Origin of the sequence: Leptospira langatensis, assembly GCF_004770615.1 — a bacterium.
Lineage (GTDB): Bacteria > Spirochaetota > Leptospiria > Leptospirales > Leptospiraceae > Leptospira_B > Leptospira_B langatensis.
Window position 1 is genome coordinate 152,252 of sequence record NZ_RQER01000011.1, and the last position, 24,799, is coordinate 177,050.

The window sequence follows — 24,799 nt, forward strand, 5'->3', positions numbered from 1 at the left end:
CTATCCTTCTTTTTTGAATAGCGGTCATACTGGATCGGCTCTCTCAGAAAGGAAATAAAAAAGCCGCAGTGAAACTCTGCGGCTTTTTCGTTTTCGATCCTGAATTTAGGATCAGAAGAATCTTTTTGCAGCTTCTTCCGGAATTGCGATACCGGTAAGTTTCGCCTTTTGAAGAACTTCCCAGAAATAACGATAAGTCGCTCTGTCGTGAAGATCTCCATCGTGTTGGATCGGTCCCCATTCTGCGTCTTGCGCTTTTACAAGGATCGCAGCAGAAGTTTGTACTTCGCTATAGTCAGGTGCCATTGCGTCCAAGATCGCTTGGATCTGAGTTGGATAGATGGACCACATACGAAGGAATCCGAACTCGTCGTGAGCTCTCTTCGCGTCTTTGTAAGTTTGGTACTGGTTTTTCAGGTCCAAGGTTACGTTGTGAGCTGGGATCACTCCGTGAGCCAGAGCGGCAGCTACGCAAGAAGCTTTCGCTCTTCTTAATAACTCATGATCGAACTGACCTGGGCTCTTCATGCAAGAAGCAGGGATTGCTCCGTGGTGTCCTGAAATGAAGTCCATCAGACCGAAATCCACAACTTGCATCCAAGGAAGTGCTGCGATCTTGTCCACATCTGCGAGAGCTCCGTGAGTCTCGATTAGAACGTGGATCGGGATCTCTCTAGTGATCCCTGCCTTCTTCGCAGCGCCTTGGATATAAGTGATCATTTCTTCCACTTGGGAAGCTTTTGTAGGCTTAGGAATAGTGATGTATGCGATCTTGTTTCCTGCACCTGGAACGATAATATCTACGTCTTGTTTCCAGAAAGAGTTGGTGTAGTCATGAATACGAACACCGCTCATATTATGCTTGTTCAGCTCAGAGTTTTGGATGCGAACGATCATCTCCGCATGTTCTTTCTCTTTTCCGGTTTGAGCCCCGTCCTCGCAGTCCATGGTGATGTCGAATAGACCGCCGAGTTTGTTTTGCAATTCGAGTGCTTTAGTGATTAGTTTTTCCGATCCGGCAAAATGCTCGCAGGCTGGAATAATGGGGAAGGGTTTTTCTCCTTCGAATAATGCATCCTTAGGATGGGGCAATTTGGACATACAAGTACCTTTCAGTTTTTGCGGTTTTTAGCCATGCTCGGCTGTCTCAGAACAGGGTTTTAGGGAAAGGCCTTCCCGGCAACGGATTTTTGAATGCTTTGCCCTAGGCTTCTAAGAGTTGGAGGATGACTGCCTTCTGCGCATCCAATCGATTCTCAGCTTGTTGGAAGATAATGGACCTCGGGCTTCGTACCACTTCTCTTGTGATCTCGTAACCGGAATGGATAGGCATATCGTGCATTACCTTTGCCTTGGTCTCCTTGAGCAATGCCTCGTTGATCTGGAAAGGCATCATGAGTTCCATTCTTTCCTTCTTCTTATCCGCGAAGGCAGGATCGTTGAAGAACTCCATATCGACCCAGGTATCCGTATAGATATAGTCCGCATTTTTAACAGCACGGATCAGATCCGTTTCCCAAAGAACGGTTCCCTTCTTCTTGGCACGGTCCACAGTCTCAGGATCGATATTTTCCTTTTCTGCGATCGGGGTAAGAAGGGTGAGCTCGATTCCAAGCGCGGAAGTAATCCCGATCAGGGAATTCACTACATTATTGTGAACCCCGATATAGGTCATCTTCACTTCTTTCAGTGGCTTGGTATTGTCCATCGCTATGGCAAGAATATCCGCCAAGGACTGACAAGGATGGAATTTATTGCAGCATCCGTTGATGACCGGAACTTGAGAACCCGCCTTCAATTGTAGAAGGTCCTCATGCTTTCTCATCCTGGCCATGATCACGGAAACATTGCGGGAGAGATATTCTGCCTCCAGATCTATATCGGAGAGCTGGAAATTGGAAGACATCCAATCCAAGTAAATGGCATGTCCTCCCATCTCAGTCATGGCCACCTCGAAGGAAACCCGAGTACGGGTGCTTGTCTTTTGGAAGAGCATGGCCAGAGTTCGGCCAGTCATATGGCCCAGATAATTGGCCCTATGATTCTTGACATAAGCCGCAAATTGCAATAAGTCCAGGACCTCTGCATCGGACCAGTCGTTCCAAGAGATAAGATGTTTGATTTTAGGACTTTCCATGACTGTCATTCAGTTCAGTCTAGAAAAACATTCGGTTCTCTTTCGACAATCTGAAAACCCAGAACAGAAGGAGAGGAAAAAGGGGAGGGATTCAAACTCCCTCCCTAAGTGTTTTCCGGGGAAAAAAGCGGTAGGAACATCTCCTGTGATCAGGAGAAAGAGGCCGCAATATACAATCGGAGCGTTACGAAGTTTTTACTGCTGGAATACGAATCCGTGAATATTCCCGAGGGTTTTCGTGCTGACAAGGGCCGAAGTTCCAAAAACGTATTCCTAAGAGAGAGGAGAATCGTGTCGGAAACCGCAGTAGGACAAAAAACAGTCGAAGATGAAACAAAGCGTCGTAGGACCTTCGCCATCATCGCACACCCGGATGCGGGAAAGACAACATTAACCGAAAAACTTCTCTTGTACGGAGGCGCGATCCAACTTGCCGGTGCAGTAAAAGCCCGTAAGAATCGGAAGGCCGCCACTTCCGATTGGATGGAAATGGAAAAGGAGAAGGGGATCTCGATCACTTCTGCTGCCCTCCAATTCGAATATAAAAATCATGTATTAAATCTTTTGGATACTCCGGGTCACGAGGACTTCTCCGAGGATACCTACCGCACATTGATCGCAGCGGATACCGCGGTGATGGTGTTAGACGCGGGGAAGGGAGTCGAGCCTCAGACCATTAAGCTATTCAAGGTCTGTAGGGATCGCGGGATCCCGATCGTAACCTTCGTGAATAAGATGGACAGGCCTACCAAAGTTCTATTTGCACTCTTGGATGAAATCGAAAAGGTCCTTGGGATCACTGCTATTCCTATGGTTTGGCCGATCGGAACCGGAGTAGATTTCAGCGGAGTATACAATCGTGTGGATAAGAAGATCTACACCTATGACAAGACTCCGGGCGGTTCTCAGAAATCCGCCTTTCAAAGTTCGGGTATAGACGATACGAGCCTGGACTCCATGTTCGAAGACTGGGTACTCAAGCAATTCAGAGAAGAAGTGGAACTGGTAGAAGACGGGATCGGTTCCTTCTCCTTGGAAGCTTTTTTAGAATCCAAGATCACTCCGGTATTCTTCGGATCCGCAGTGAACAATTTCGGAATTCAATTATTCTTAGATCATTTCTTGGAGATCGCTCCTCCGCCTTTGTATTTTCCATTGAAGAACGGGGATCGTTTGGATCCGATCACAACTCCTTTCAGCGGGTTCGTGTTCAAGGTGCAAGCAAACATGAACAAGGCTCATAGGGATAGGATCGCATTCTTAAGAGTCTGCTCCGGAAAATTCGAGAGAGGATTGAACGTAAACCATGGAAGGCTTGGAAAGCAGGTGAAGTTGTCCTCTTCTTTCGCTTTCTTTGGCCAGGATAGGAATACCGTAGATGAGGCGTATCCGGGAGACATCATCGGGCTCGTAAACCCGGGCACATACTCCATCGGAGATGTTCTTGCAAGCGGCAAAGTCCCGGATCTGAAACCTCTTCCGGTCTTCGCTCCCGAAATATTTGCGACACTTTCCTGTGTGGAGACCGGAGCGCTCAAGAGTTTCCGAAAAGGAATAGAGCAGCTTGCAGAGGAAGGGATCCTTCACTTATTCACTTCCCAAACTGTGGGAGGAGGGCTTCCGGTAATCGGGGCCATGGGCCAATTGCAGTTCGAGGTCTTTAGAAGAAGATTGCAGGACGAGTATGGAGCTCCTACCAATATCAATATTCTTCCTTACCAAGTTTCCTGTTGGTTGTTAGAAGAGGATCTGCCAAAGATCCCTTCCGGCTCCAATCTTGTGACTGATAGCATAGGGCGTGCCGCTCTTCTATTCGATTCCGAATGGGAGAAGGGTTATTTTCAGAAGAAGAATCCGGAGATCCGTCTTCTAGATTATCCAACCCAAGATGTTTCGGAACTGAATCAGGATTACTGAATCTTGTAGGAGTTCCTACAAGAAAGTTCTCTGAAAAAATCACTTGCTGCAAAAGAGTTTTCGTGGTAGCAAGTGCTTCCACCGCTGCGCTCCCGGCCCCCACCCAATCAAGGGCGGGGCTACTCTCTTTCTCCGAAATTACTTGAAGAAAAATCCGAACAGAATATTTCTCTTCCGATCCTTTTACATAAAAATCAACTGAATAGGTAATTCCAATGCGACGTTCTGTCCAACTAATCATTTTCTTCTTAGGATTCTCTTTTTTCGGCTTTGAAAATTGCAGGAGTCTTCCGCGTTATGAAGCGCAGCTTACTGCAAGCGGCGAGATCGGCAAGGCTGCCAATGGGAAATACATAGTTTTCCCATTTGAGTTTGCCGAAGGATTGAACCTGAAAGAAGTTCAGGAAAATAACCAGAAGATCGTTTCTCAGCGGAATCGAGAAAAAGCAGAGGCGGCCCTTTTTGCATCTGGTGCTACCGTTTTGGAAAGAAGTAAGGTAGATAAGCTTCTAAACGAGATCACTTTGAGTAAGACGGGGATCACAGAATCGGACGGCCTGAATATTGGTAAGCTACTCAATGCAAACTATGCAGTCTTTGGCAGGGTCACGAATTACGGGGTGGCAAGAAGAAGACTCCGTCAGCATTTTACTGCGGAGATTATCCTTAAAGGGGTGAATATCGAAACTGGAGTCATCGTGTGGGAATGTATCTTGAAAGGACATTCCCCGTACAATAACGGCCAACAAACGTTGTTAGATACCGAAAACAAACTGTATGAGCAATTTACTAAGAAATTTAAGGAAAAGACTGCCAGTCCTTGAGATCAGATATTCTTAAAAATAATTAATTTCCAGTTGGGATGACATGTCTCCCTTCGTCGGATATACTGTATTTGCACCAGATGATTCAGGGCGGGATGGCGACATTCCGCTATTTTTTTGCCTTTGCAAGATCGTTAGTAAAAACGAGCGATTTTCAGGATTATTCCTTGGATAATAAAAAAGCCCCGGATTTTACTCCGAGGCTTTTTTGGATCTCGATCGATCGGTCGGAAAACTATTTCAAGTTTTCTGCAACTAATTCGGCGATATCCTTTACCTTCACTTCTTCGATCTTTCCTTCTTGTTTTACACCGTCTGTGACCATAGTGATACAGAACGGACAAGCGGTCGCGATCGTAGTCGCTCCGGTATCCAGAAGTTGCTTGGATCTCTTAAAGTTGACCCTTTCGCCATGCTCTTCCATCCACATCTGAGCTCCGCCGGCTCCGCAGCAGAGTCCTTTTGTATGGTGGTCGACAGGCTCTGCGAGTTTTCCGCCGGAAACCTTTTTGACTAGATCTCTTGGATTCTCGTAGTTGTCGTTATATCTTCCGATATAGCAGGAGTCGTGATAAGTGAATTTGCCAGCATTTGCATCTTCTGCAACACCAACATCGATCTTTCCGTCTTTTGCAAGGTCATTGATGAACTCGGAGTGGTGAACGACTTCGAAGTTACCGCCGAACTGAGGATATTCGTTTTTGATCGTGTTGTAGCAGTGAGGACAAGCGGTTACAACTTTCTTCACGTTGTATCCGTTCATGGTGTCCACGTTCGCCTGTGCAAGAGTTTGGTAAAGATACTCGTTACCACCTCTACGCGCTGAATCTCCGGAACATCCTTCTTCTGTTCCTAAGATACCGAACTTAACATCGGCCTTCTGCATAATTTTTACGAAGGACTGAGCGATTCTCTTGTTACGATCATCGAAAGCTCCGGCACATCCTACCCAGTAGAGAACATCCACATTGGAATCTTCTGCCATGGTTTTCACGCCTAAACCTTCTGCCCAATCCGCTCTGGAGTGCGCTGCAACTCCCCAAGGGTTGGAGTTATTCTCCATATTTACGAATGCGTTTTGCAGTTCTGCAGGGAATTTGGACTCAGCAAGTACCAAGTGTCTTCTCATTTCCATGATCGCATTCACTTGGTTGTTTCCTACTGGGCAAGCTTCTACGCAAGCATAGCAAGTAGTGCAACCCCAAAGAGCTTCTTCGGAAAGTCCTTCGTATGTATTGATGACTCCGGTATCCAATGCGGCAACTGCGTCTGCAGCTCCTTCTGGATTGGAGGCTCTTACTTGAACAACCTCAGGCATCTTATCCATAAGAGCATGTTTAAGTTCAACAATGATAGCCTTAGGATTTAGAACCTTGCCTGTGCGGTTTGCAGGACATTGCACTTGGCAGCGTCCGCACTCGATGCAGGAAAGTCCATCAAGCAGGTTCGGCCAAGGGAAGTCCTCTACTCTGTTCACTCCCCAGACAGCGGTCTCATCTTCCAAATTCAGTTTGGAAAGAGCGCCTTTCGGAGTATCGGATTGTAAGAAGTAGTTGAATGGCGCGAAGATCAAGTGTCCATGCTTAGAAGTTGGAACGTAAAGCATGAATGCAAATACGGAAAGAATATGCGTCCACCACATGATCTGGAAGACCAAGTCAGCGGAAGAATACTCGATACCGATCGCTTCCCAAACGGAACCGATTGCAGATGCGATCGGAGCGGCGTCATGGAACGGATCAGCATAAACTGCACCTACCGATCTTGCTCCTTCTCCCAATAGGGTGGAGAGCATGAGAACAGAGATCATTCCGATCACTACTGCGGAAGCAGGAGAATGAACGTCTAAGCCTTTTGCTTTTTGGATCCAGCGTCTCCATGCGAAGAAGCCAAGACCTACAAGCACCAGAACGGAAACGAATTGAAGAACGAATTCATAGTAATAATTCGCAGTCTCTCCGAATACGCTTCCGACTAAGGTGAATTTGTAAGGATCATCCAAAGCATATCCGAATACGCCAGAGATAAACTGACTAGTCGTATGCAATAAGTATGTTACGAATCCGTAAAATACGAATGCGTGCATGATACCGCGTAATGGTTCTTTAAAGTTCTTCTTTTGTAAGATTACGTTCAGTAAGAAGCTTTTGATCCGAAATCCCCAGTTGCGATGCTCTAGGAAGTTTTCGGTGCCTTGGGCCTTTCTTGCGTTAAAAACCAGATTGAGTCTGTAAAGAACGGCGCGTACGAACACAAAGTTCGCTACGGCAAACAAGGCCGTGAAGATCACATGGAAGGCGATTTGAGAAATAGCCATAGTTTTTCAGGTTACCCTTTGTATTTGGATGGTCTTTCATAGCACCCTAAAGACTGGGAAGCGCCCTGTCCAGGAAAAAAGAAGTTATAGTCGCATAGAGAGGATCCAACTGCGACTCTGTCGCAACAAATGAGAATCTAACCGAAAAAGGAGGTGCATTTTTGCGGAAATAGAAAATCTTGAAGACTAAGGAAGAAAACATTCCCTCCATGAGCCAAATTTTCCAGAAACATTCCACAGATCCTATATTAGAAAAAGCCTTAGATGGGGAAAGAATCTCTCCCCAGGAAGCCTTGGAATTATATAAAGAAGGAGACCATCTCAAGATCATGGCGACTGCCAGGACTTTGAGAGAAAGGATCCTTCCTTCTACGAGCGCGAGCTATACGATGTTTCGAGTAGTGAACTATACGAACTATTGCAATGTGGAATGCAGCTTTTGTTCCTTCATGGATGAGATCGGGAATGGCAAGGGCTACGTTCTCACTAAAGAGGAGATCCTCGAGAAGATGGACTATGCGGTCTCAGAAGGAGCCGACCAGATGTTCCTGCAAGGCGGGGTCTATCCCGATCTTCCCTTCGATTATTATCTGGATGTGATCTCTTCCGTAAAGGCAAAGTATCCAGACATGCATATACGTGCCTTCTCTCCGGTGGAGATCATTAATTTGGAGAAGATCACAGGCAAACCTCTTTCGGAAGTATTACAGATCCTGAAATCTGTCGGTTTGGATTCCGTTCCTGGGGCAGGGGCCGAGATATTAACGGATCGTATGAGAAACATTATCTCTCCAAAGAAGGCGACTACGGAAGAATGGGTAAGAGCCATGGAGACCTGTCATGAAGCGGGACTTCCGGGGAGTGCAAACATCGTATTCGGTTCCGAAGAAACCCAAGAAGAAGTCATAGAGCATCTTACAGTAGTCCGTAACTTGCAGGACAGAACGGGTGGGTTCTTATCCTTCATTCCTTGGACCTTCCAACCTCAGACCAAGAGATTTAAAGTAAGAGCCGTCTCTACGATGGAATATCTGAAAGTCCTAGGGATCTGCAGGATCTTCTTGGATAATATTAAACATATTGAAACTTCTGTAATGGTGCTCGGAAAGGGAGTGGGCCAGCTCGCTCTCGTGAGCGGGGCAGACGATATTTCTTCCGTAGTGATCGAGGAGAATGTGCTTCGTTCTTTCGGACTAAAAACGGAGAAAGAGGCGATCAAATTCCTGAAAGAAGGCGGCTTCACTCCTAAACGTAGAGATCTGATGTACAATTACGAAAGATATGAGGGAAGGGAATTGTCCGCAGTTTAATCCCTAAGTTCCGTTAAATAGAGGTTGGAATGATAGATTCAAAGAATTATAAAATTCTAATGGGGATCGGGCTCAGTGCTTTTTTCCTTATTTTCTGGAATTGTTTGGCTACTCACCAAGAGAGGGTCATGATGGAGACCGGGGTAAGCGTAAAGACCTTGGGACCTCATAAATACCAATTCATCGCGATCGGAAAGGCCTCCCTCTCTTCAGTAGAAGACCAGGACGCTTTTAAAATGAAGAAGACCTCTTGTGAAGCGGCTAAATTGCAAGTCACCCAAAGACTGGACGAGCTAGAGCCGGAGCAGAAGCATAGACTCTTCTTCTTAGAGCAAAAGGAACAGAAGTATTTCGGGGACGGAGAATACTGCGAACTTACTTATATATACGAACTTCCTCCCGCCAAGAAGACGACGACCCCGGCGAAGGAACATTCTTAATATTCTGCTTAGAAGCTTCTACAATAGTCACTCGATTTCTACCGGCGCCCTTAGAATTGTATAGCCCGCAGTCTATGCTCTGGTAGAGATCGTCGAAGCTAAACTCCTCATCATACGGTAAAATTGCCGCGCCTATAGAAACTGTGATCCTCACCTGGGCTCCGTTCGGATCCAGAACGGAAAGTGGGTGGCTTTCCACTCCTAAGCGCAAGGATTCACAAAGTGTCTTTAAACTCTTAGGATCCACCGAGTCTAGAAGAACGCAGAACTCATCTCCGCCGATCCGAGCGCAAATATCGGTAGATCGCACCCTGGACTTCATCACTGCGGATAGGGTATGCAAGGCCTCGTCTCCGACCCTATGGCCATACTTATCGTTGATATCCTTCAAATGATCCAAGTCTAAGATCACGAGCGCCATTTGGAATTTATGACGTTTGGCCCTTTTCTTAAAGATATCGAATTGCTCTATGAGGTATCTTCGATTGTACAGATCCGTTAAGTCGTCCAGATTAGAGATCATTCGGATCTGTAGGTTCTTGGCCTTTAATCTAAGAATGGCGCCGGAAAGTTTTCTCTTATCCCGGTAATCCATTGTCCTCCAGTAATTCATGATCACATTCCCGAAAGTACCTACGAATAGATACGTTAGCAGGATCGGGAACTCTTGCATTACCTCGACTGGCGAGTCTCCCAAGTAGCAGACGCCTAAGAACAGCAAACAAAAGGCGAGGTTTGTGGCAACCGCAGTCGTTGTGGTGAGCCAAAGGAGAAGGTTCATGCTGAGTAAGATTGCGGATGCCTGGTGAAGATAGACATCGTAGTGGGCCTTATCTAAGTATAGAAATGGAAAGAATGAGATGAGTAGGGTAGAAGAGGTCCATACCTTATAGAATTCCAGTTTCTTGGGGACCCAATCCTTTTTACGGGCATGTCTCCATAAAAAAATCAAAGAAAGCACGATTAACGTGATCCTGCTCGATTGGAGAAGGATAAGAGATTCGTTTTCGAAGTCCCGTGAATTTGGCAGAAAATAGGTGATTAAACTGATTACGATACAAAGAGAATAGTGGGCCACCAAGGATTGTCGGATCTCACTCCAGTTGGTCTCTAAGAATCCTTGGGGATATCGATTGAAAAAGATCCGCTTAGAAAGAAGACGGATCCTTCGGTCTATGCCTGGGAACAACTTGAACATTAGCTTTCATTTCCGCATGGAAGGCCTCTTTTGGAAACCTCCATAATAAGACCACGAATCGAATATAACGTTACTAGGAGCAAGAAAGAATCACAAATAAGGAAAAAAATTCTGGGTAAAAGATTGTCTTCTTTGGCAGAAGAAAGGAAATCCATATCTCAAGTGATAAAAATGCTACCTTGAGCAGTTGGATCTCCTACGATCCTTGATTCGGTTGTTGGCGAAGATTATCTAACTTGCTTGAGCTCGTCAAAGGACGGCGATCTTTCTTGGGTTCTTCGTAAGAACCTCAGGGATGGGAAGTCCTACTCCACCTAAAGAACGAACTTGCTTTCCATTGATATAGAGACGGATCCCTTTTAGGTCCAGATTTTCCAAAAGACTATAGCAGATCTCATCCACTCTATCTTTCAAAAGTTCCGGTCCGGCTCCCGCTTCAAACTCAGGACCCAAGGAAAGTTTTAAGATCCCGTTTTCTACGGCATATTCTTTGGAATAATCCATCTTGGAAGGAAGAGCGTTCAGAACACCTTGGGTTTTCTCTTCTGCCGAGGGTCCTTTGGTAAGTTCCTTCAAGATAAATAGAACCTTGTCTCCTTGTGTGTGTTTTCGTTTCACTTCCACAAGTCTAGAATGGCTCTTGTTTCCCTTTCCAAAGAATTTCAGATAATAGAGTTTCACTTCTCCGGGAGAATGGTTCAGTCGGGACACCCCGCCAATGTTCGGGCGGCTCTCTTTTGGATTCTCCACCACGGGAATAAAGAGTTCGTCCGGATCGGAGGGATCTCCTTGGGAGATATCGTCGGATGGCTGGTCCCCGTTTTGTAGTAACTCCGACAGGATCTCGTCTTCTGCCTGGTCCATGACCTGTTCGTGGGACTGTTTGCCTGGAGTTTGGGTGTTCGGGGGAAGCGGACTGTTCTTTCCGATCGTTTTAAAATGAGAGAAGAAGGAGGAAGGAGTTCCTTCTGCTTGCGGGCCGGAAGGAGAGACTCCTCCCGTGGACTTATCCAATAAGACCAAAACGAATAGGGCACCCGTCAGGATATACAAGAGCGATTTGAGTTTATCCGATTCGGGCACAATGTAATTTTCGGCCGAAGCGCAAAGTGCCTTCTCTCTTTTTCGGAGAAAAGGCTTAGAATAAGCGGTCTAGATCTTCTAATTGGGCTAGACTGACTTCCCAATCCGGAATTTCTCCCGCAGGCGCGTGCCCATAGGCACAGAATGCAAATGGGGTGCCATTCTTGCGAGCAGCCTCGTGGTCGGAACTCCTGTCGCCTATCATTAGGATCTCATCGGGAGCCAGGGAGTAATCTTGCAGATATTTTGCCACTATGTCCGGCTTGGTCTTGATCTCCACATTGTCCAGGACCACCACCGGATCAAATAGTTGTAGTATGTTCGACACTTTCAGGATGGTTTCAACATAAGGCCTTCTTCCGTTGGAGGCAGCTAGGATCTGATAGCCCTTATTCTTGAGGGAAGTGACCGTTTCGGTGACTTTCGGATAGAATTCACCTTCTCCTTGTAGTATCTTCGACACTAAAAGGTTCAGAACGGAGTCGGAGATCTTGTCTCTCTCGGATTCCTTTAGCTGGGGAACCAGATTTAAAAAGATGGTTTTGACCGGTTTGCCGATTTCCAGCATGATCCTTTCCCGGTTGGGAACCTCGATCGGGATCCCGGAGTCCAAGGAGAATCTACGGATTGCTTCGGCGTAGGTTTCGAGTATGATTCCTTCGGAAGAAAATAGGGTTCCGTCCACATCGAAGGCGAGGGCGCGGATTCGTTTCGGATTCCAATCCATTGCCTGCCATCCTTTTGCTTGGGGAAATCGGAGCATTCCTTTTTTGCTTCGCTTGATTTTCCCTGGCGAAAGGGAAGGATGGGAAAAGAGTTCCGGATGGAAGAGATCGTAAAAAAAGAAGGAGTTCCTGCATTGGAATCTCCCGAGGATGCAAGAAGAAGTCTGTATTCTTCATTAGATTGGAAGGATTACAAAAGCCAGCTCCAAAAGCGTGTTCGCTCCGAAGAACTGTATAAATACTTTCAACTTACCGGATCCGAAAGGTCGGGTATCCAAGATACCATTCGATTGAATGTGGGCGCGACCCCATATTATCTTTCTCTTTCTGATCCGAATGATCCGAACTGTCCTATCCGGAAGATGATCGTTCCAAGACAAGAAGAAGCGTTCTTCTCTTCGGAAGAAGCATTGGACCCTTTGCACGAAGAAGATCTTTCCCCGGTAAAGGGTCTTACTCATATGTATCCGGACCGAGTATTACTTTTTTCTAATCATGAATGTTCCGTGTATTGCAGACATTGCATGAGGGGGAGAAAGGTTTCCGATAGCTCCGAGAGGATGGACAGCGTGGACCTGGAACGCTGTTTCGAGTATATCCGGGATCATTCGGAGATTTCGGATGTTGTGATCTCAGGAGGAGATCCTCTCAATCTTTCCGATGTCAAGATAGACTGGATCTTAGAGAATCTGGAAAGGATCCCTCATATTAAGATCTGTAGGATCGGCACCCGTAATCCGGTCACTCTACCTATGAGGATCACAACAGAGCTTTGTAAGATCATAGAGTCGCATAATACGGATCGTTTATCTGTTTTTTGTAATACACAATTCAATCATGAGAAGGAATGCACTCCCGAGGCTAAAGAAGCGATTCTCAGACTGTTGAAGGCCGGGGTCAGCGTGGGAAACCAATCTGTTATATTGCAAGGCATCAATGACGATGGGGAAGCAATGCTTCGACTCCACCGGAAACTTTTAGAGATGAGAATAAGGGCCTACTATATGTACGATCCTGAATTGATCCCTGGCTCTCGTGGGTTTCGTACGCCTCTTGCAAAAGGCATTCAAATTATCGAATATATGAGAGGAAAGATCGCCGGCATGGGGATCCCTCAGTTTGTGAACGATCTTCCTGGCGGAGGAGGAAAGATCACACTTGGTCCGAATTGGTATCTTGGATTTCATAGAGAAAGTCGGAACCATGTATTTCGCTCCGCAGTCAGAGGCACCTATCATTTGAGTCCTGAACCGGTAGGAAGCGAATATGATGATCTTTATCCTTCGTTGGATTTAGAGACCTGGGAAAAAATCCGTGAGAATGCGTATTCCGCAAACCGAGGACTTCGCTTAGGACAGGGGGAATCATGACGCCTTCTTCTTTCCCCAGTGTTCTTATCGTTGCCGATATCCAAAGCCCAAACTTTGAAAAGAAGAATATGCAGGAATGGGAAGATCTGGAATCCGTTTTAGAGATCCGATCCAAGTTAGAGGAATTGGGGGAGAAGGTGGAGATCCTAGAATCTCCGTCGAAGTTACTACAAAAACTCTCCGAATTTTCGGATCTTGCCTTCGAAGCTAGACCGGTTCTATTCCATTTGGTAGAAGGATTTCTTTCTAGGAACCGAGAAGCCTTATTGCCCAGCCTGGCCGAATTTGCAGGCTTCCCTCATACTGGGTCGGATGCATATGCACAAACATTGAGCCTGGATAAGCATCTTTCCAAGTTAACTGCTTCTTCCTTAGGGATCCCGACTGCTTCTTGGGGGATCTTAGAGATCAACTCTGTCGAAGATCCTACAAAATTTCCCAATTCTCAATCTCCTCACCCCAACTCATCTTCTCTCATCGGCTTCCGAGGCTCGGGACTTCCTTCCGGATCTGAATTCCCGATCTTTCTGAAGCCCAGATTTGAGGGTTCGAGCCTCGGGATCGGGGAAGAAAATCAGATCATTGATATTTCCTCACTGCAAGAATTCTTAGATTCTAAATTACGCACTCATTCTTCCTGGATATGGGAAACGTATTTACCGGGAGAAGAATGGACTGTGGCTGTGATCGGCTCGACTAAGCTTGGATACAGAGTAAGTTCTGTGGCTCGCATCGATCTGGAAGGATCTCCGGAAGAAGTGTACGGAGAGATCACTAAGACAAAACTCTCTATGCCGGAGAAATTGCATTTCGATCTAGACGAGAATAGAAGCCGATGGATACAGGAAGCATCTTTGGCCTTATGCAGATCAGTAGGAACATCCGGCGCGGTTCGCTTGGACTGGAAGGCGGATCGGAACGGGGTTCCTAATTTCCTGGAATGGAACCTGACTCCGGGACTTTCTTCGTATTACAGCAGTTATCCGATCTGTTATTCGATGGATTTCGGCTCCTATTCCCAACTACTTGCAGAATTATTAATGATCGCCAGAGAAGATTTTACTACGGAAAGATTTTCCTATTCCAGACAAAAAACAGAAAAAGAGACGGGTCCATATTCCAGATGAGTGTTTTTCGAGAAGAATTAATCCGACAGGTGGCCGAGCATCCGGTCCTGACTTCCAATTCCTGGTTGGAAGAAAAGGAAGATAGAATGGAGAGGTCCGATCTCTTGCTTTGGCTCAAACAGGAATATTTTGTTTCTGTGGCCTTTGTGAATTGGTTTTTGCATACTGCGGCTCTTACGAATCATGTTCCTTCTAAGATCATCCTCGTGCACAATATCTGGGAAGAATTGGGCGAAGGGAAAGAAGAGGATTCCCATGTATCTATCTTGCGAAAATTCCTCTCGGAAATGGGAGAAGTTGTAAGCGATCAGGATCTGCTTCCGGAAACGGAGAATTATCTTTCCTTAATGAATCGGATCACAACGACCGATTTTTATGCGGCCTTGGGAGCTCTAGGCCCTGCAAATGAATACCTTCTAAAATTGGAATATTCCAGAATGTATGCATCCTATCGGGATCTGAAATCGAGAGTCCCTCTTCCGGAAGGAAAATTCTTCCAAGTCAATTTGGAAGCAGACGAATCCCATGCGGAGAAACTATTTCGTCTGATCGAATCAGTCGCTACCGATCCGGAAAAACAGGATCGAGTGAGAGAAGGAAGTCGATTGGCATTGGACGCGAGACTCGTGTTCTACGAAGGATTGCAGAGAGTAGATCGAAAAGTCTTATATTAAGATCTTGTTTTAAAGGATTTTAAGAGGCTCATTACCATCATTCCTAAGATCGGAACAAGAGGCAAATAGAGAAGGGGAGAAAGCCATCTCCAACCTCTTAAGGAATGGGAAAGCCTTCTCACCGCAAAGAATCCCGGGTATCTCATATTTCCCAATACATACTGCACATTGCCTTGAGCGACGGACGGATCTAGGCCTGGATGGATGGCTTTTAATTCTTCTGTAGAAAGATTACGAAAACTTAAAAAACGGATCTCTTGGTCCATGGATCTTTGGGATAATTTTAATGCCAGATCCGTGCAGAAAGAACAGTCGCCATCGTATAGAAAGACATTTTGTTTCATAGAGAAGGATTGCTTTGTTTCTTTGGTTCCAGATCTTCCGGAAGATTTCTGAGGAAATCGCAGACTGCCGGGATCTCTTTTTCCTTTAGACCGATCCAGAAATAGATCCAGATGCCTTCTTTTTGGAGACCGCTACATTCTTTCGCATACCATTTGGAGATCGTGTTCTCTGATCTCGCTCTCCAGAAAAGGACCGGGGCCTTTTTTCTCATCTCGTCCCAGATGTCCCTTCCTACGCCTTCTCCTCTGGCAATTTCGTTCACTGCAAATTTAGAAAGGAAAGTGCCCCAAGGAGTATTTTGCAAGAGAGCACAGCCTTTATATTCGGACTCTAATACGATCCCGGAGAATTCCCTTTCCCAGAATCCGGACTTTAGTCCTCTACCAAAAGAATCCTCGATCAAATGATTGAGCCTTGCATGATCCAATTTTGCAAAGTTGGAATGATACTCTATCTTGTTCTTCTTTCTGACTAGAGTCCCACTTCCTTTGATCGTGAATAATTCCTTTAGCAAGCCGGGAGCGGAAGTGATCGCGATCTGTAGATTCGGATCTCCGGAAAAAGAGAAGATCTTTTTGCATTCTTGGAAGAGTTCCTCGTCTTCTCGGATCAGCTTTTCTTCGGATTCGAAATCCAGAATAGAAATTTTATGATCTTCTAATGTATATAATCCGCTTCTTGTGGTGAGTAGGATCAGTTTCTTTGTCTTGAGTTCCTTGCAAAGATTTCCAAGATAAGGATAGATGTCCGTTCCTCCTTGGTCCGTAACGAATACGGGGATCTTCTTTTCTTTGAGAGAAGATTGGACGGATTCCAAGGCTTGGCTTGGATTACGGAACCATTTTGCCGGAAGATTTCTGGAACCAGGGAGACTTTCTTCCTCCGTCATGGAATCCTTGATGGACTCTAAGCTGATCTTAGAAGAAGGGGAGCGATAGAATAAGTTCGCATAGGATACCCCGTCCTTCTCCAAGACAACGACCGGGAATAGTTGCAATTTTTGTAATAGCTTTAGATTGTGTAGGAATGCTTCGGCAGATTCGGTTAATGTCTCAGAACTCGCATGAATGACCGCAAACTTTTCCGGTTCTAAGGACCGGAAAAGTTTCAAGAACTGGAAGCTATCCTTGGAATTCTCGGTAACTTCTAGGAGTTTGAGGAGGATCTCCTGGTGATTCATCTCTCACGGGATCTTGCTTTAGTCGATCTGGTAGGCAACCAATTTTCCTTTCAACTTGGCTATCGTAACAGACTGTTCTTTGTCAGCCTTTAGTTTCAGATAACCTAAGAGGGAAGGATCTCCTGCCACCATAGAGATATAGGATCCTGGAAAGTTCTCCTTTAAGGACTTTCCCCAACTTGCATAGAGTTCGGAGGCGGATTCCCGATCTCCAATCCTTACTCCATAAGGAGGATTGGTTACGATCTTACCTTGTTTGAACTCGAAATCTTCCGCAGGTTCTTCTGCGGAAGCAACGGTCCATTGGATCAGATCCGCGACTCCCGCTTCCTTCGCATTCTTTTTGGCAAGAGCGATGGCCTCTTCGGAGATATCGGAGCCGAATAGCAATACTTCTCCCTTGGATTCCCATTCTTCCTTTGCCTTGCAAGGTCCGAATAGGCGGGTGAATATGCTGGATCTGGAAAGGCTTTTGTAATTTACCCAGCCCCCGTTTCTCATTCGGAGCGCGGCTTCAATGAGAAGTGTTCCGGATCCGCAGAACGGATCATACAGCTTTTCTCCCACCTTCCAGCCGGAGAAACGGAGAAGTGCCTGGGCCAAAGTCTCTCTGAGAGGAGCCTCTCCGCCTTCTCTTCCATGTCCTCTTCTTTGTAAAGGTTGAGGATGAAGTGCGAGGAACAATTTTACGTGATCGGTACGGGAACGAAGATAGAACAATACTTCAGGTTCTTCTCTATCTGCTTCAGGAAGTTCCAAACCTTGGGCCCTAAAGCGATCGAAGATCGCGTCCTTGAGTCTGTATGTCGCGTAACGTGAATCGGTTAGATTATCCTTGGTGGTCGCGTCTATCCTGAACTTTGTCTTAGGAGAGAGAAGCTTCTCGAAAGGGAACATAGCTGCGACTTCGTAGAGATCGTCCGGACCCTGTATATCCTTCCAAGAGGAAAGTTCGAAGCTGATCCCGGATGCGATCCCGGAGCTTAGGCAAAAATCCCTTACCTTCTTGGCAGGGCCTTTGAAGAACACGCCGCCTCTGTTTTCGGAAACGAGTTCTAAGCCTGCCTCTTTTACTTCTTCTGCAAGTAGGAAGGAAAGTCCGTCCCCGCAGGAAGCGTGGAACATCAGAGCTTCCGGTCTATCGAATTCGCTTAAGGATAATTTAGCAGACTGCCAGCCGGCGCGAATTCCTTCTCTATGCGAATCTTCTTCATATCGATTTGAATAAGATTCTCTTTCAAAGCCAGGCTTTCCTTTCGGACGGAAAGGTTTTCCTTCTCCGCGTGGAGAGCGCCCAGAAAATTCTCCGTTCCCTCTTGGTCCTTTTCGTTCTCTAGAAAAGGAAGAGTGTTCTCTGTCAGAGGAATAAGGTCTTCTTTCTCGAGATCCACCTTCGCGAGAAGTGAAAGGTTTTCTTTCATCCGACCTTCCTTCACGAGAAGTGAAAGGTTTTCTGTCCTCGGATCTTCCTTCGCGGGAAGAATAAGGTCTTCGATCGTCGGATCTACCTTCTCTGGAGGAGAATGGTTTTCTGTTTCCTTGGTCTTTATCAGTGCGAGATGAATACGGCTTTCTTTCTCCGCGATCGAAGTCGCGTCTCGGTTTTCGCTCTTCGGAACTTCCGGACCCATTTTTATCTCGGTATGGTCTTCTTGGTTCGGAAGAATCGGATCTTCTATTTCCGCGGCCTTGTTCTCTGTCGTTGCCGCGATCGTAATCTCTGCGAGGTTTTCTCTCGTCTCGATCGAAGTCTTTTCTGGGCTTTCGTTCTCTCGAGCTATCTTGTTCGTTCTTATCTCGGAACGGTCTTCTAGTTTCGGAACCTTCTTGTTCGTTCCTTTTTTGGTATGGTCTTCTTGGTTCGGAAGAATCGGATCTTCTGTTTCCGCGGCCTTGTTCTCTGTCGTTGCCACGATCATATTCCCTTCTCGGTTTTCTTTCTGCACGAGAAGAAGAGTCCTTATCATCTCTCGTTCTATAGGGAGAAGGTCTGCCGGAATCGTTTCCGGAGCGGTATGGTTTGCGATTCCCTTCTTCCTTAGGACGTCTGGAAGAATAAGAGTCGTTGTCCTCTCCACCAGGAGAGCGTTTTGGTCTTTGCGGTTTAGAGAAGGATGAGCCGGACTTGTTGCCGGACCCCTTCTTTCCTGGTCCGGAAGAAGGGGATTTCTTAAATGGTTTTTTGTTCAATGTCTAGGAAAGTTGTTGGGCCAAATAGTTTTGGACGCCTATGGTTTTGATGATCTCTAGCTGGGCCTCGAGCCAGTCGATATGCTCCTCCTCGGAAACGAGGATCTTCTCGAGCAATTCACGTGTGCCGTTGTCTTTGTTTCTGGTCGCGATCTCTATGCCGCGATTCAGACGTTCCACTGCGAGGTACTCCACCTCCAAGTCGTTCTTGAAGATGCTCTCTGTGTCCTTGCCGACATTGATCTTCATGTATCTTTGAAGATCGGGAACTCCGTCTAAGAAGAGAATGCGCTCTATGACTTGGTCTGCGTGGTTCATCTCTTCGATAGATTCTTTTTTCATATAACTCGCGAGCTTGTCGTAGCCCCAGTTCTTATTCATCTTTGCGTGAATAAAATACTGATTGATAGCGGTTAATTCGGCGGAGAGTACTTCCGCTAAGATTTCGAGGACTTCTTGGTTACCTTTCACGTCGTTTCTCCTACCTGAGATCACTATAAACGAGAGTGCCTATTTTGAAAAGCGAGTTTCTAAAATTCAATCCATTCTCATTCCTATTTTTGACTTTGCCCGAAATTCCAAAATGAAAACTTAGTTGGATATGACCTTGGCCTATGTGCTGGACTCTCATTTGAGTAAGTTCGGTAAGACTGAATTTGACTATCAGTCGCTCTCGTATGAGACTGCGAATCATTTACTTAAAAGGAATCCAGAGTTTCGTCCAGAGTTCTTGGTCTTTGCCTCCATGGCGCCTGAACGTTATACGGGAGAGACTTTTCTTCCGGCAAAGATCAAGGAGGATCTGGGCCTCCCTTCCATATTTGCAATTCGTTCCGAGACGGCCTCTTCCAGCGGCGCCTCCGCCTTGCACCTTGCAAGAATCTTGATATTGTCCGGCAAGTTCCAAAGAGGACTCGTTCTTGCCACAGAGGTCATGAGTAAGCTCCCAAGAGAGGAAAATAATCTCTTACTTGGTTCGGTGCTTTCTTCCCAACAGAGATCCTTGGCCATGTCCATGGCGCAAGGAGGGGCGCTGACTGCAACAAGATACTTAAAGGATTTTGGATATACCAGAAAGGATCTTTTTCGTTTATCAAAAAAGTTGCATGATAACGGTCTTGCGAACCCAATCGCTCATATTCAAAAAAACTTAAGCGAAGAGGAATATTTTTCCTCTCCTATGTTCTCCAGTCCATTCTGTTTATATGATATTTCTCCTCTCTCGGACGGAGCTTGCGCTGTACTCGTGGAGTCGGATCCTTCTCGCTTGCAGAAGGGAAAACGAAAAATATCCATTTCTGGGACGGGCTTCGGGCTTGGGCAAGTGAATGGGACTCCGGGGGCTTTACGTTTTCCCGCATCGAAGCTCGCCTTCCAGCAAGCCTACCAGGAATCCGGAAAGACCGCTAAGGATATCCAAGTCGCTGAGTTGCACGATGCGTTCACCATCTTCGAGATCATTGCGGCAGAAGATGCAGGCCTTTTTGAAAGCGGAAAGGCACTAGCAGCAGTAACGGAAGGGATCACAGACAAGAGGGGAAGGCTTCCTATCAATCCTTCCGGAGGTTTGAAAACCAGAGGACATCCGGTAGGAGTTTCCGGTCTCGCACAAGTTGCTGAGCTTAGCAATTATTTACAATCGAATTCTGCAAATACGGCACTCGCTCTTTCCATCGGAGGATTGGGTGTGAATAACTTTGCTACGATCCTGGAGGCGAAGGACTGATTATGAAAGAGAATATCCTTGTCATACAAACTGCCTTTCTGGGAGATCTCATTCTTACTACTCCATTGTTCCGGGAGATCAAGAAGAAGTTCCCAGACTCCAAGATGACAGTGATCGTGAACAAGGGAACGGAAGCTGTACTCGAAGCAAATCCGTGGATCGATGAGATCATTCCTTTGGACAAGAAGCAGATCAAATCCTCTCTCTTCGGATTTTGGAATTTCTGCCAAGCGATCCGAAAACGAAAATTTACTCTTTGCATCAGTCCTCATTTTTCTTTTCGATCTTCCATCATTGCCTGGAGAAGTGGAGCCAAGAAAAGGATCGGATACAAGAGCGCCGGGTTTTCCTTCTTGTTGAACGATAGAAAGCCGAGACCATTACTCGGTCCTCATGAAGTGGATAAACTTCTTTCCCTTCTCTATACGGAAGAAGAAAGAAAGAAGATCTCCCGAAGACCGGAGCTGTTTTGGAAACCCGAATCGGTTATAGGCATCCAAGCGGAAATGAAGAAGCACGGCTTGGAGAAGGGAAACTTCATCCTTGTATCTCCTTCTTCTGTCTGGGAAACAAAACGTATGCCCGCCGAGAAGTTTCGGACCGTAGCCGAGGGACTTGCCGAGAAGACGGGATTCAAGATCGTTCTCACCGGAGGCAAGGGAGACATTCCTCTTTGCGAAGAAGTAGGAAAAGGATTCGGTATCAATCTGGCTGGAAAGACCAGTCTTCCGGAGATGAGTTATTTGATGAGCCAGGCGGCGCTTCTTGTGACCAACGATTCTTCTCCCATTCATTTTGCCTCCGCCTTTAATATTCCCACCTTAGCCGCGTTTGGGGCCACCATTCCCGCCTTCGGTTACACTCCGCTTGCGGATAAAATATTTATTTCCGAGATATACGGACTAGACTGCCGTCCTTGTGGGATCCATGGGGGAAGGGTTTGTCCCAAGGGACATTTTCGTTGTATGTTAGAGCAGGATACGGATGCTATGATCCGAGAGGCGCTCCGTCTAATAAAAGGATAAACATGGACCAAAGTATTTTTCGCAAACGCATTCGTAATGTCCAAGATCATTTGAAGGAATCCGAAGTCCTTCTCGTATTCGCCGCTCCTCAGCGCATTCGGAACAGGGATGTAGAGTATAAGTTCCGACAAGACTCCGACTATTATTACCTCACAGGCATTGAAGAAGAAGACGGGATACTTGCGCTACGTCGCGATTACTCCACTCATTTTGCGCTTCCTAAAGACAAGGAAAGAGAGATCTGGACCGGCATTCGTCTCGGAAAGGAAGAGATCCAAAAAAGATTAGGATTGGATGAGAGTTTCTCTTTGGGGGAATGGGATGCAAAGATCTATGAAATACTCACCAATCAGTTCACCCTCTATCATTTTTTCGGAAAAGATAAGGAGAGGGATGCAAAACTACTGGAGTTGATCAGCTCCTTGAATCTCAGACTGAGAGAAGGAAAATTCGGGCCTCAGAGATGGGAGATCCCGAACTTCTTGCATGAGATGAGAATGTTCAAGACTCCGGAAGAGGTTGAGAAGCTAAAAGAGTCTTCTCGTATTACTGCTCTCGGTCATGAAAGATTGTTCAGGGAAACAAGAGTGGGCATGTATGAATTCGAACTGGAGTCCATTCTGGAATCCGAATATTTGAAACATGGTGCCTGGGGTGGAGGCTATGGACATATAGTCGCTGCCGGAAAGAACGCTACCATTTTGCACTATACAACCAACCGAGCCAAGATCGGAGAGAATGAGGCGATCCTGGTGGATAGCGGTGCAGAAAAGGATTATTATACCGCAGACGTTACTCGGGTCTTTCCTTCCGGAAAGAAATTCACGCCGGAACAAAAGACGATCTACCAACTCGTACTCGATGTGCAGAAGAAAGCGATTGCGGAATCAAAGGCAGGAGTGGAGTTCAATTCCGTTCATGAGAAGACCATTCACAATCTGGTGCTTGGCCTTTTGGATCTAGGTTTACTGAAAGGAAGCGCTTCGGATATCATAGAGAAGGGCGAATATCGCAAGTTCTACATGCATAGGACAGGACATTATTTGGGAATGGATGTGCATGACGTAGGAAGATACTTCGAGAACGGAAGAAGTAAGCCGATGAAGGATGGACTTGTGGTCACGGTTGAGCCCGGACTGTACTTTGATCCGACGGATGAATCTATTCCCGCTGCATTTCGTGGGATAGGGGTTCGGATCGAGGACGATATTCTAGTGAACGGGGATTCTCCGATCGTTCTGACTTCCATGATCGCTAAGGAAGTGGACGAGATCGAAGCGATGAGAGGTTAGTTCTTTAGTTTATAAGGCGCTTTTCTAGGTTTGAGATGTTTCTATTCCATGATTCGCGGTTTCGAAGCGTTTCTTGAAATCGTGAAGTGCGCATTGTCTTGGATTAGCTGTCGAAATTGCTTTCCGTCTTAAGTCTCTAAAATTTACGCGATAGATCCATTTGCCGCAGTATCGCGTAATATTTGCAAAAATTTTAATATTCCATTCTCTTTCTGATTGAGAGAAGGAGTTCCTACCACTTCTATGCACTCCGTAAAACGGAGGAAATATGAAAGAAGAGATCCAAACAAACGAAGAAACGGGGATGATCCAGATCGACTGGAGGATCCCACCAGAGGCGGAACAGGCCTGGAAGGATTCTATCCAAGCTTTCGGAGAACCAAGGAAAATACTCAAATACTTGGTAGGAAGTTTTCGACGAAGAAAACGCTTTGGAAAGATCTCCGCATTAAAATTCGATCAAGTAAGAGTTGGCGACTCGCGCAAAAGGATAAAGGTCTTAGGTTTCGATTATTGGGAGGCACAAAGCTTTGCGAGAGGATTCAATGTGTCCGTAAGTAGTTTCTTGTCTTCTATTCTATATGCGGAGTGGAAAGAGACTTTCGGATTCCGTTCTGACAAGATCAAGGCGGAATATCTAGAAGAGAAAAGCGAGGAAGAAAGAAACGCCGAGGAGAAGATCAAAGACTTCCCGGTGCAAAAGGGAAGTCTCTTGCCGAAAGGTGCCTAATTCTCTTCTAGATAGAGACGAATTGCTTCTTTCATCACGGAGAGTCCGATGGGAAGGGAGCTTTCGTCCAGATCGAATTTGGAGCTATGATGAGGATGAACAAATCCCTTCTCCTCATTCATGGAACCTATAAAGAAATAGCAACCAGGCACCTTCATGAGGAATGCGGAGAAGTCCTCTCCTCCCATGGTCTTTGTATGCTCTTCCGTAATAGAATCCTGTCCCAAGATATTCTGAGATGCCCTTCTCACAAGACTTGCCATATTGGGATCATTGATGGTAGGAGCATTCGTTCTTTCGTATTGAATGATCGCCTTCGCACCGAATGCAGAGGCAGTATTCTCTACTACTCTTTTGAAAAGTTCCGGAGCCTTATCGAACATTTCCTTGGTGAAAGTGCGGATCGTGCCTTTTAGTTCCGCAGTTTCCGAGATCACATTGAATGCATGACCGGAATGGAAGGCTCCCACAGTCACCACGCAGGAATCCAATGGGTCCGTATTTCGGGAGACAATACTTTGGAGAGCCGTTACGATATGAGCTCCTACTAAGATGGGATCCACAGTATGCTGAGGCATGGCTCCGTGTCCGCTCACTCCTTGGACGGTGATCTGGAACTCGTCTACGGCCGCCATCATGGGGCCGTCCACTACGCCTACCTTACCTACAGGGATATGGTTCCAAACATGAAGAGCGAGGGCTGCGGATACATTGTATTTTTCTAATATACCTTCTTCTATCATTTTGTCGGCGCCTTGTCCGCCTTCCTCGGCGGGTTGGAACACCAGTAAGACTCGACCCTTTGGAATAATGGATCGGATATCCTCCTTTAGTTCGGAGGCCAAACCCATTAACACGGAAGTATGAGCGTCGTGTCCGCAGGCATGCATGACACCGCTATGAATGGATGCGTATTCTACTTGGTTTTCTTCTATTATAGGAAGGGCGTCCATGTCGGCTCGAACGAGCAGGGTCTTGCCCGGGATGCCTGAATCGATCAGACAAGCGATCCCGGTCTTTGCGATCCCTTCCTGAAATTGGAATCCTAAAGAGCGCAAATGGGCTGCCACAAAGTCGGCCGTTCCCTTTTCTTCGTATTTCAATTCCGGATGCTTATGTATGAAGCGTCTATACTTGACTAGTTCTGCAAGTCTGGAAGAAGTTTGAGCAGTCATGAGTAAAGTGTTTT

Annotated in this window: 23 protein-coding genes; 11 read left to right on the forward strand and 12 right to left on the reverse strand. The window is 46.2% G+C overall.

Annotated features, from left to right (window positions below; all coding sequences use genetic code 11):
- Positions 1-111 precede the first annotated feature (111 nt).
- On the reverse strand, positions 112-1,101 hold the full coding sequence (locus EHO57_RS16815; RefSeq protein ID WP_100769980.1) for an HpcH/HpaI aldolase/citrate lyase family protein: 990 nt from the start codon (positions 1,099-1,101) through the stop codon (positions 112-114).
- Positions 1,102-1,204: 103 nt separating this feature from the next.
- Positions 1,205-2,137, reverse strand: a complete 933-nt coding sequence (locus EHO57_RS16820) for an ornithine carbamoyltransferase (protein WP_135642017.1) — start codon at positions 2,135-2,137, stop codon at positions 1,205-1,207.
- A gap of 291 nt (positions 2,138-2,428) precedes the next feature.
- Here EHO57_RS16820 and EHO57_RS16825 point away from each other — a divergent pair, with 291 nt between their 5' ends.
- Positions 2,429-4,054 carry a peptide chain release factor 3 gene (locus EHO57_RS16825; protein WP_135642019.1) on the forward strand — a complete coding sequence of 542 codons (1,626 nt, stop codon included), beginning with the start codon at positions 2,429-2,431 and terminating at the stop codon, positions 4,052-4,054.
- A 215-nt stretch (positions 4,055-4,269) separates the two neighbouring features.
- Entirely contained in the window at positions 4,270-4,878 is a 609-nt protein-coding gene (locus EHO57_RS16830; protein ID WP_135642022.1) for a CsgG/HfaB family protein, read from the forward strand.
- A gap of 235 nt (positions 4,879-5,113) precedes the next feature.
- On the opposite strand, the gene EHO57_RS16835 is transcribed toward EHO57_RS16830, so the two are convergent.
- Positions 5,114-7,195, reverse strand: a complete 2,082-nt coding sequence (locus EHO57_RS16835; protein ID WP_135642025.1) for a heterodisulfide reductase-related iron-sulfur binding cluster — start codon at positions 7,193-7,195, stop codon at positions 5,114-5,116.
- 209 nt (positions 7,196-7,404) lie between these two features.
- Between EHO57_RS16835 and mqnC the strand changes: the two genes are divergently transcribed.
- Together mqnC and EHO57_RS16845 are read left to right on the forward strand one after the other, a co-directional pair.
- Complete coding sequence (mqnC, locus tag EHO57_RS16840; protein ID WP_135642027.1) at positions 7,405-8,505, forward strand: cyclic dehypoxanthinyl futalosine synthase; 1,101 nt, start codon at positions 7,405-7,407, stop codon at positions 8,503-8,505.
- Positions 8,506-8,534: 29 nt separating this feature from the next.
- Positions 8,535-8,945: an LIC11299 family lipoprotein gene (locus tag EHO57_RS16845; RefSeq protein ID WP_135642029.1), complete on the forward strand. Its 411-nt coding sequence runs from the start codon at positions 8,535-8,537 to the stop codon at positions 8,943-8,945.
- On the opposite strand, the gene EHO57_RS16850 is transcribed toward EHO57_RS16845, so the two are convergent.
- The 3 genes from EHO57_RS16850 to EHO57_RS16860 all read right to left on the reverse strand — a co-directional run bounded on the left by EHO57_RS16850 (position 8,881) and on the right by EHO57_RS16860 (position 11,953).
- The gene (locus tag EHO57_RS16850) at positions 8,881-10,143 is read right to left on the reverse strand and encodes a GGDEF domain-containing protein (RefSeq protein WP_135642031.1); all 1,263 of its coding nucleotides are present in this window, start codon (positions 10,141-10,143) and stop codon (positions 8,881-8,883) included. The genes EHO57_RS16845 and EHO57_RS16850 overlap by 65 nt on opposite strands.
- 249 nt (positions 10,144-10,392) lie before the next feature.
- The gene (locus tag EHO57_RS16855) at positions 10,393-11,226 is read right to left on the reverse strand and encodes a GerMN domain-containing protein (RefSeq protein WP_135642033.1); all 834 of its coding nucleotides are present in this window, start codon (positions 11,224-11,226) and stop codon (positions 10,393-10,395) included.
- A 55-nt stretch (positions 11,227-11,281) separates the two neighbouring features.
- Complete coding sequence (locus EHO57_RS16860) at positions 11,282-11,953, reverse strand: HAD family hydrolase (RefSeq protein ID WP_135643256.1); 672 nt, start codon at positions 11,951-11,953, stop codon at positions 11,282-11,284.
- A 96-nt stretch (positions 11,954-12,049) separates the two neighbouring features.
- Between EHO57_RS16860 and EHO57_RS16865 the strand changes: the two genes are divergently transcribed.
- Genes EHO57_RS16865 through EHO57_RS16875 form a run of 3 tightly spaced genes read left to right on the forward strand, consistent with a single transcriptional unit; the run spans position 12,050 to position 15,122 of the window.
- A complete protein-coding gene (locus tag EHO57_RS16865; RefSeq protein ID WP_135642035.1) occupies positions 12,050-13,321 on the forward strand; it encodes a KamA family radical SAM protein in 1,272 nt (423 codons plus the stop codon).
- Complete coding sequence (locus EHO57_RS16870) at positions 13,318-14,448, forward strand: D-alanine--D-alanine ligase family protein (protein WP_135642037.1); 1,131 nt, start codon at positions 13,318-13,320, stop codon at positions 14,446-14,448. Before EHO57_RS16865 ends, EHO57_RS16870 begins: the two co-directional genes overlap by 4 nt.
- Positions 14,445-15,122, forward strand: coding sequence for an iron-containing redox enzyme family protein (locus EHO57_RS16875; protein WP_135642039.1), 678 nt, complete (start codon positions 14,445-14,447; stop codon positions 15,120-15,122). The genes EHO57_RS16870 and EHO57_RS16875 overlap by 4 nt, the downstream gene beginning before the upstream one ends.
- On the opposite strand, the gene EHO57_RS16880 is transcribed toward EHO57_RS16875, so the two are convergent.
- The 5 genes from EHO57_RS16880 to bfr form a co-directional block, all read right to left on the reverse strand.
- Positions 15,119-15,466 carry a DCC1-like thiol-disulfide oxidoreductase family protein gene (locus tag EHO57_RS16880; protein ID WP_135642041.1) on the reverse strand — a complete coding sequence of 116 codons (348 nt, stop codon included), beginning with the start codon at positions 15,464-15,466 and terminating at the stop codon, positions 15,119-15,121. The genes EHO57_RS16875 and EHO57_RS16880 overlap by 4 nt on opposite strands.
- A complete protein-coding gene (locus tag EHO57_RS16885) occupies positions 15,463-16,647 on the reverse strand; it encodes an acetylglutamate kinase (RefSeq protein ID WP_135642043.1) in 1,185 nt (394 codons plus the stop codon). Before EHO57_RS16885 ends, EHO57_RS16880 begins: the two co-directional genes overlap by 4 nt.
- Positions 16,648-16,665: 18 nt before the next feature.
- Positions 16,666-17,772, reverse strand: coding sequence for a THUMP domain-containing class I SAM-dependent RNA methyltransferase (locus tag EHO57_RS16890; protein WP_246050764.1), 1,107 nt, complete (start codon positions 17,770-17,772; stop codon positions 16,666-16,668).
- A 26-nt stretch (positions 17,773-17,798) separates the two neighbouring features.
- Positions 17,799-18,614 (reverse strand): hypothetical protein, encoded by an 816-nt coding sequence (locus EHO57_RS18855; protein WP_167882924.1) that lies wholly within the window; start codon positions 18,612-18,614, stop codon positions 17,799-17,801.
- A gap of 226 nt (positions 18,615-18,840) precedes the next feature.
- Entirely contained in the window at positions 18,841-19,308 is a 468-nt protein-coding gene (gene bfr, locus EHO57_RS16895; RefSeq protein WP_135642046.1) for a bacterioferritin, read from the reverse strand.
- Positions 19,309-19,438: 130 nt separating this feature from the next.
- On the opposite strand from bfr, the gene EHO57_RS16900 reads away from it, so the two are divergent.
- The 4 genes from EHO57_RS16900 to EHO57_RS16915 all read left to right on the forward strand — a co-directional run bounded on the left by EHO57_RS16900 (position 19,439) and on the right by EHO57_RS16915 (position 23,610).
- Positions 19,439-20,563: a thiolase family protein gene (locus tag EHO57_RS16900; protein WP_135643260.1), complete on the forward strand. Its 1,125-nt coding sequence runs from the start codon at positions 19,439-19,441 to the stop codon at positions 20,561-20,563.
- A 2-nt stretch (positions 20,564-20,565) separates the two neighbouring features.
- On the forward strand, positions 20,566-21,588 hold the full coding sequence (locus EHO57_RS16905) for a glycosyltransferase family 9 protein (protein WP_135642048.1): 1,023 nt from the start codon (positions 20,566-20,568) through the stop codon (positions 21,586-21,588).
- 2 nt (positions 21,589-21,590) lie between these two features.
- Positions 21,591-22,880, forward strand: coding sequence for an aminopeptidase P N-terminal domain-containing protein (locus EHO57_RS16910; RefSeq protein ID WP_135642050.1), 1,290 nt, complete (start codon positions 21,591-21,593; stop codon positions 22,878-22,880).
- A gap of 268 nt (positions 22,881-23,148) precedes the next feature.
- Positions 23,149-23,610 (forward strand): hypothetical protein, encoded by a 462-nt coding sequence (locus tag EHO57_RS16915; protein WP_135642052.1) that lies wholly within the window; start codon positions 23,149-23,151, stop codon positions 23,608-23,610.
- Here the strand turns inward: EHO57_RS16915 and EHO57_RS16920 are convergent.
- The gene (locus EHO57_RS16920) at positions 23,607-24,785 is read right to left on the reverse strand and encodes a M20 metallopeptidase family protein (protein ID WP_135643262.1); all 1,179 of its coding nucleotides are present in this window, start codon (positions 24,783-24,785) and stop codon (positions 23,607-23,609) included. The two genes, EHO57_RS16915 and EHO57_RS16920, sit on opposite strands and share 4 nt — an antisense overlap.
- Positions 24,786-24,799: the final 14 nt, after the last annotated feature.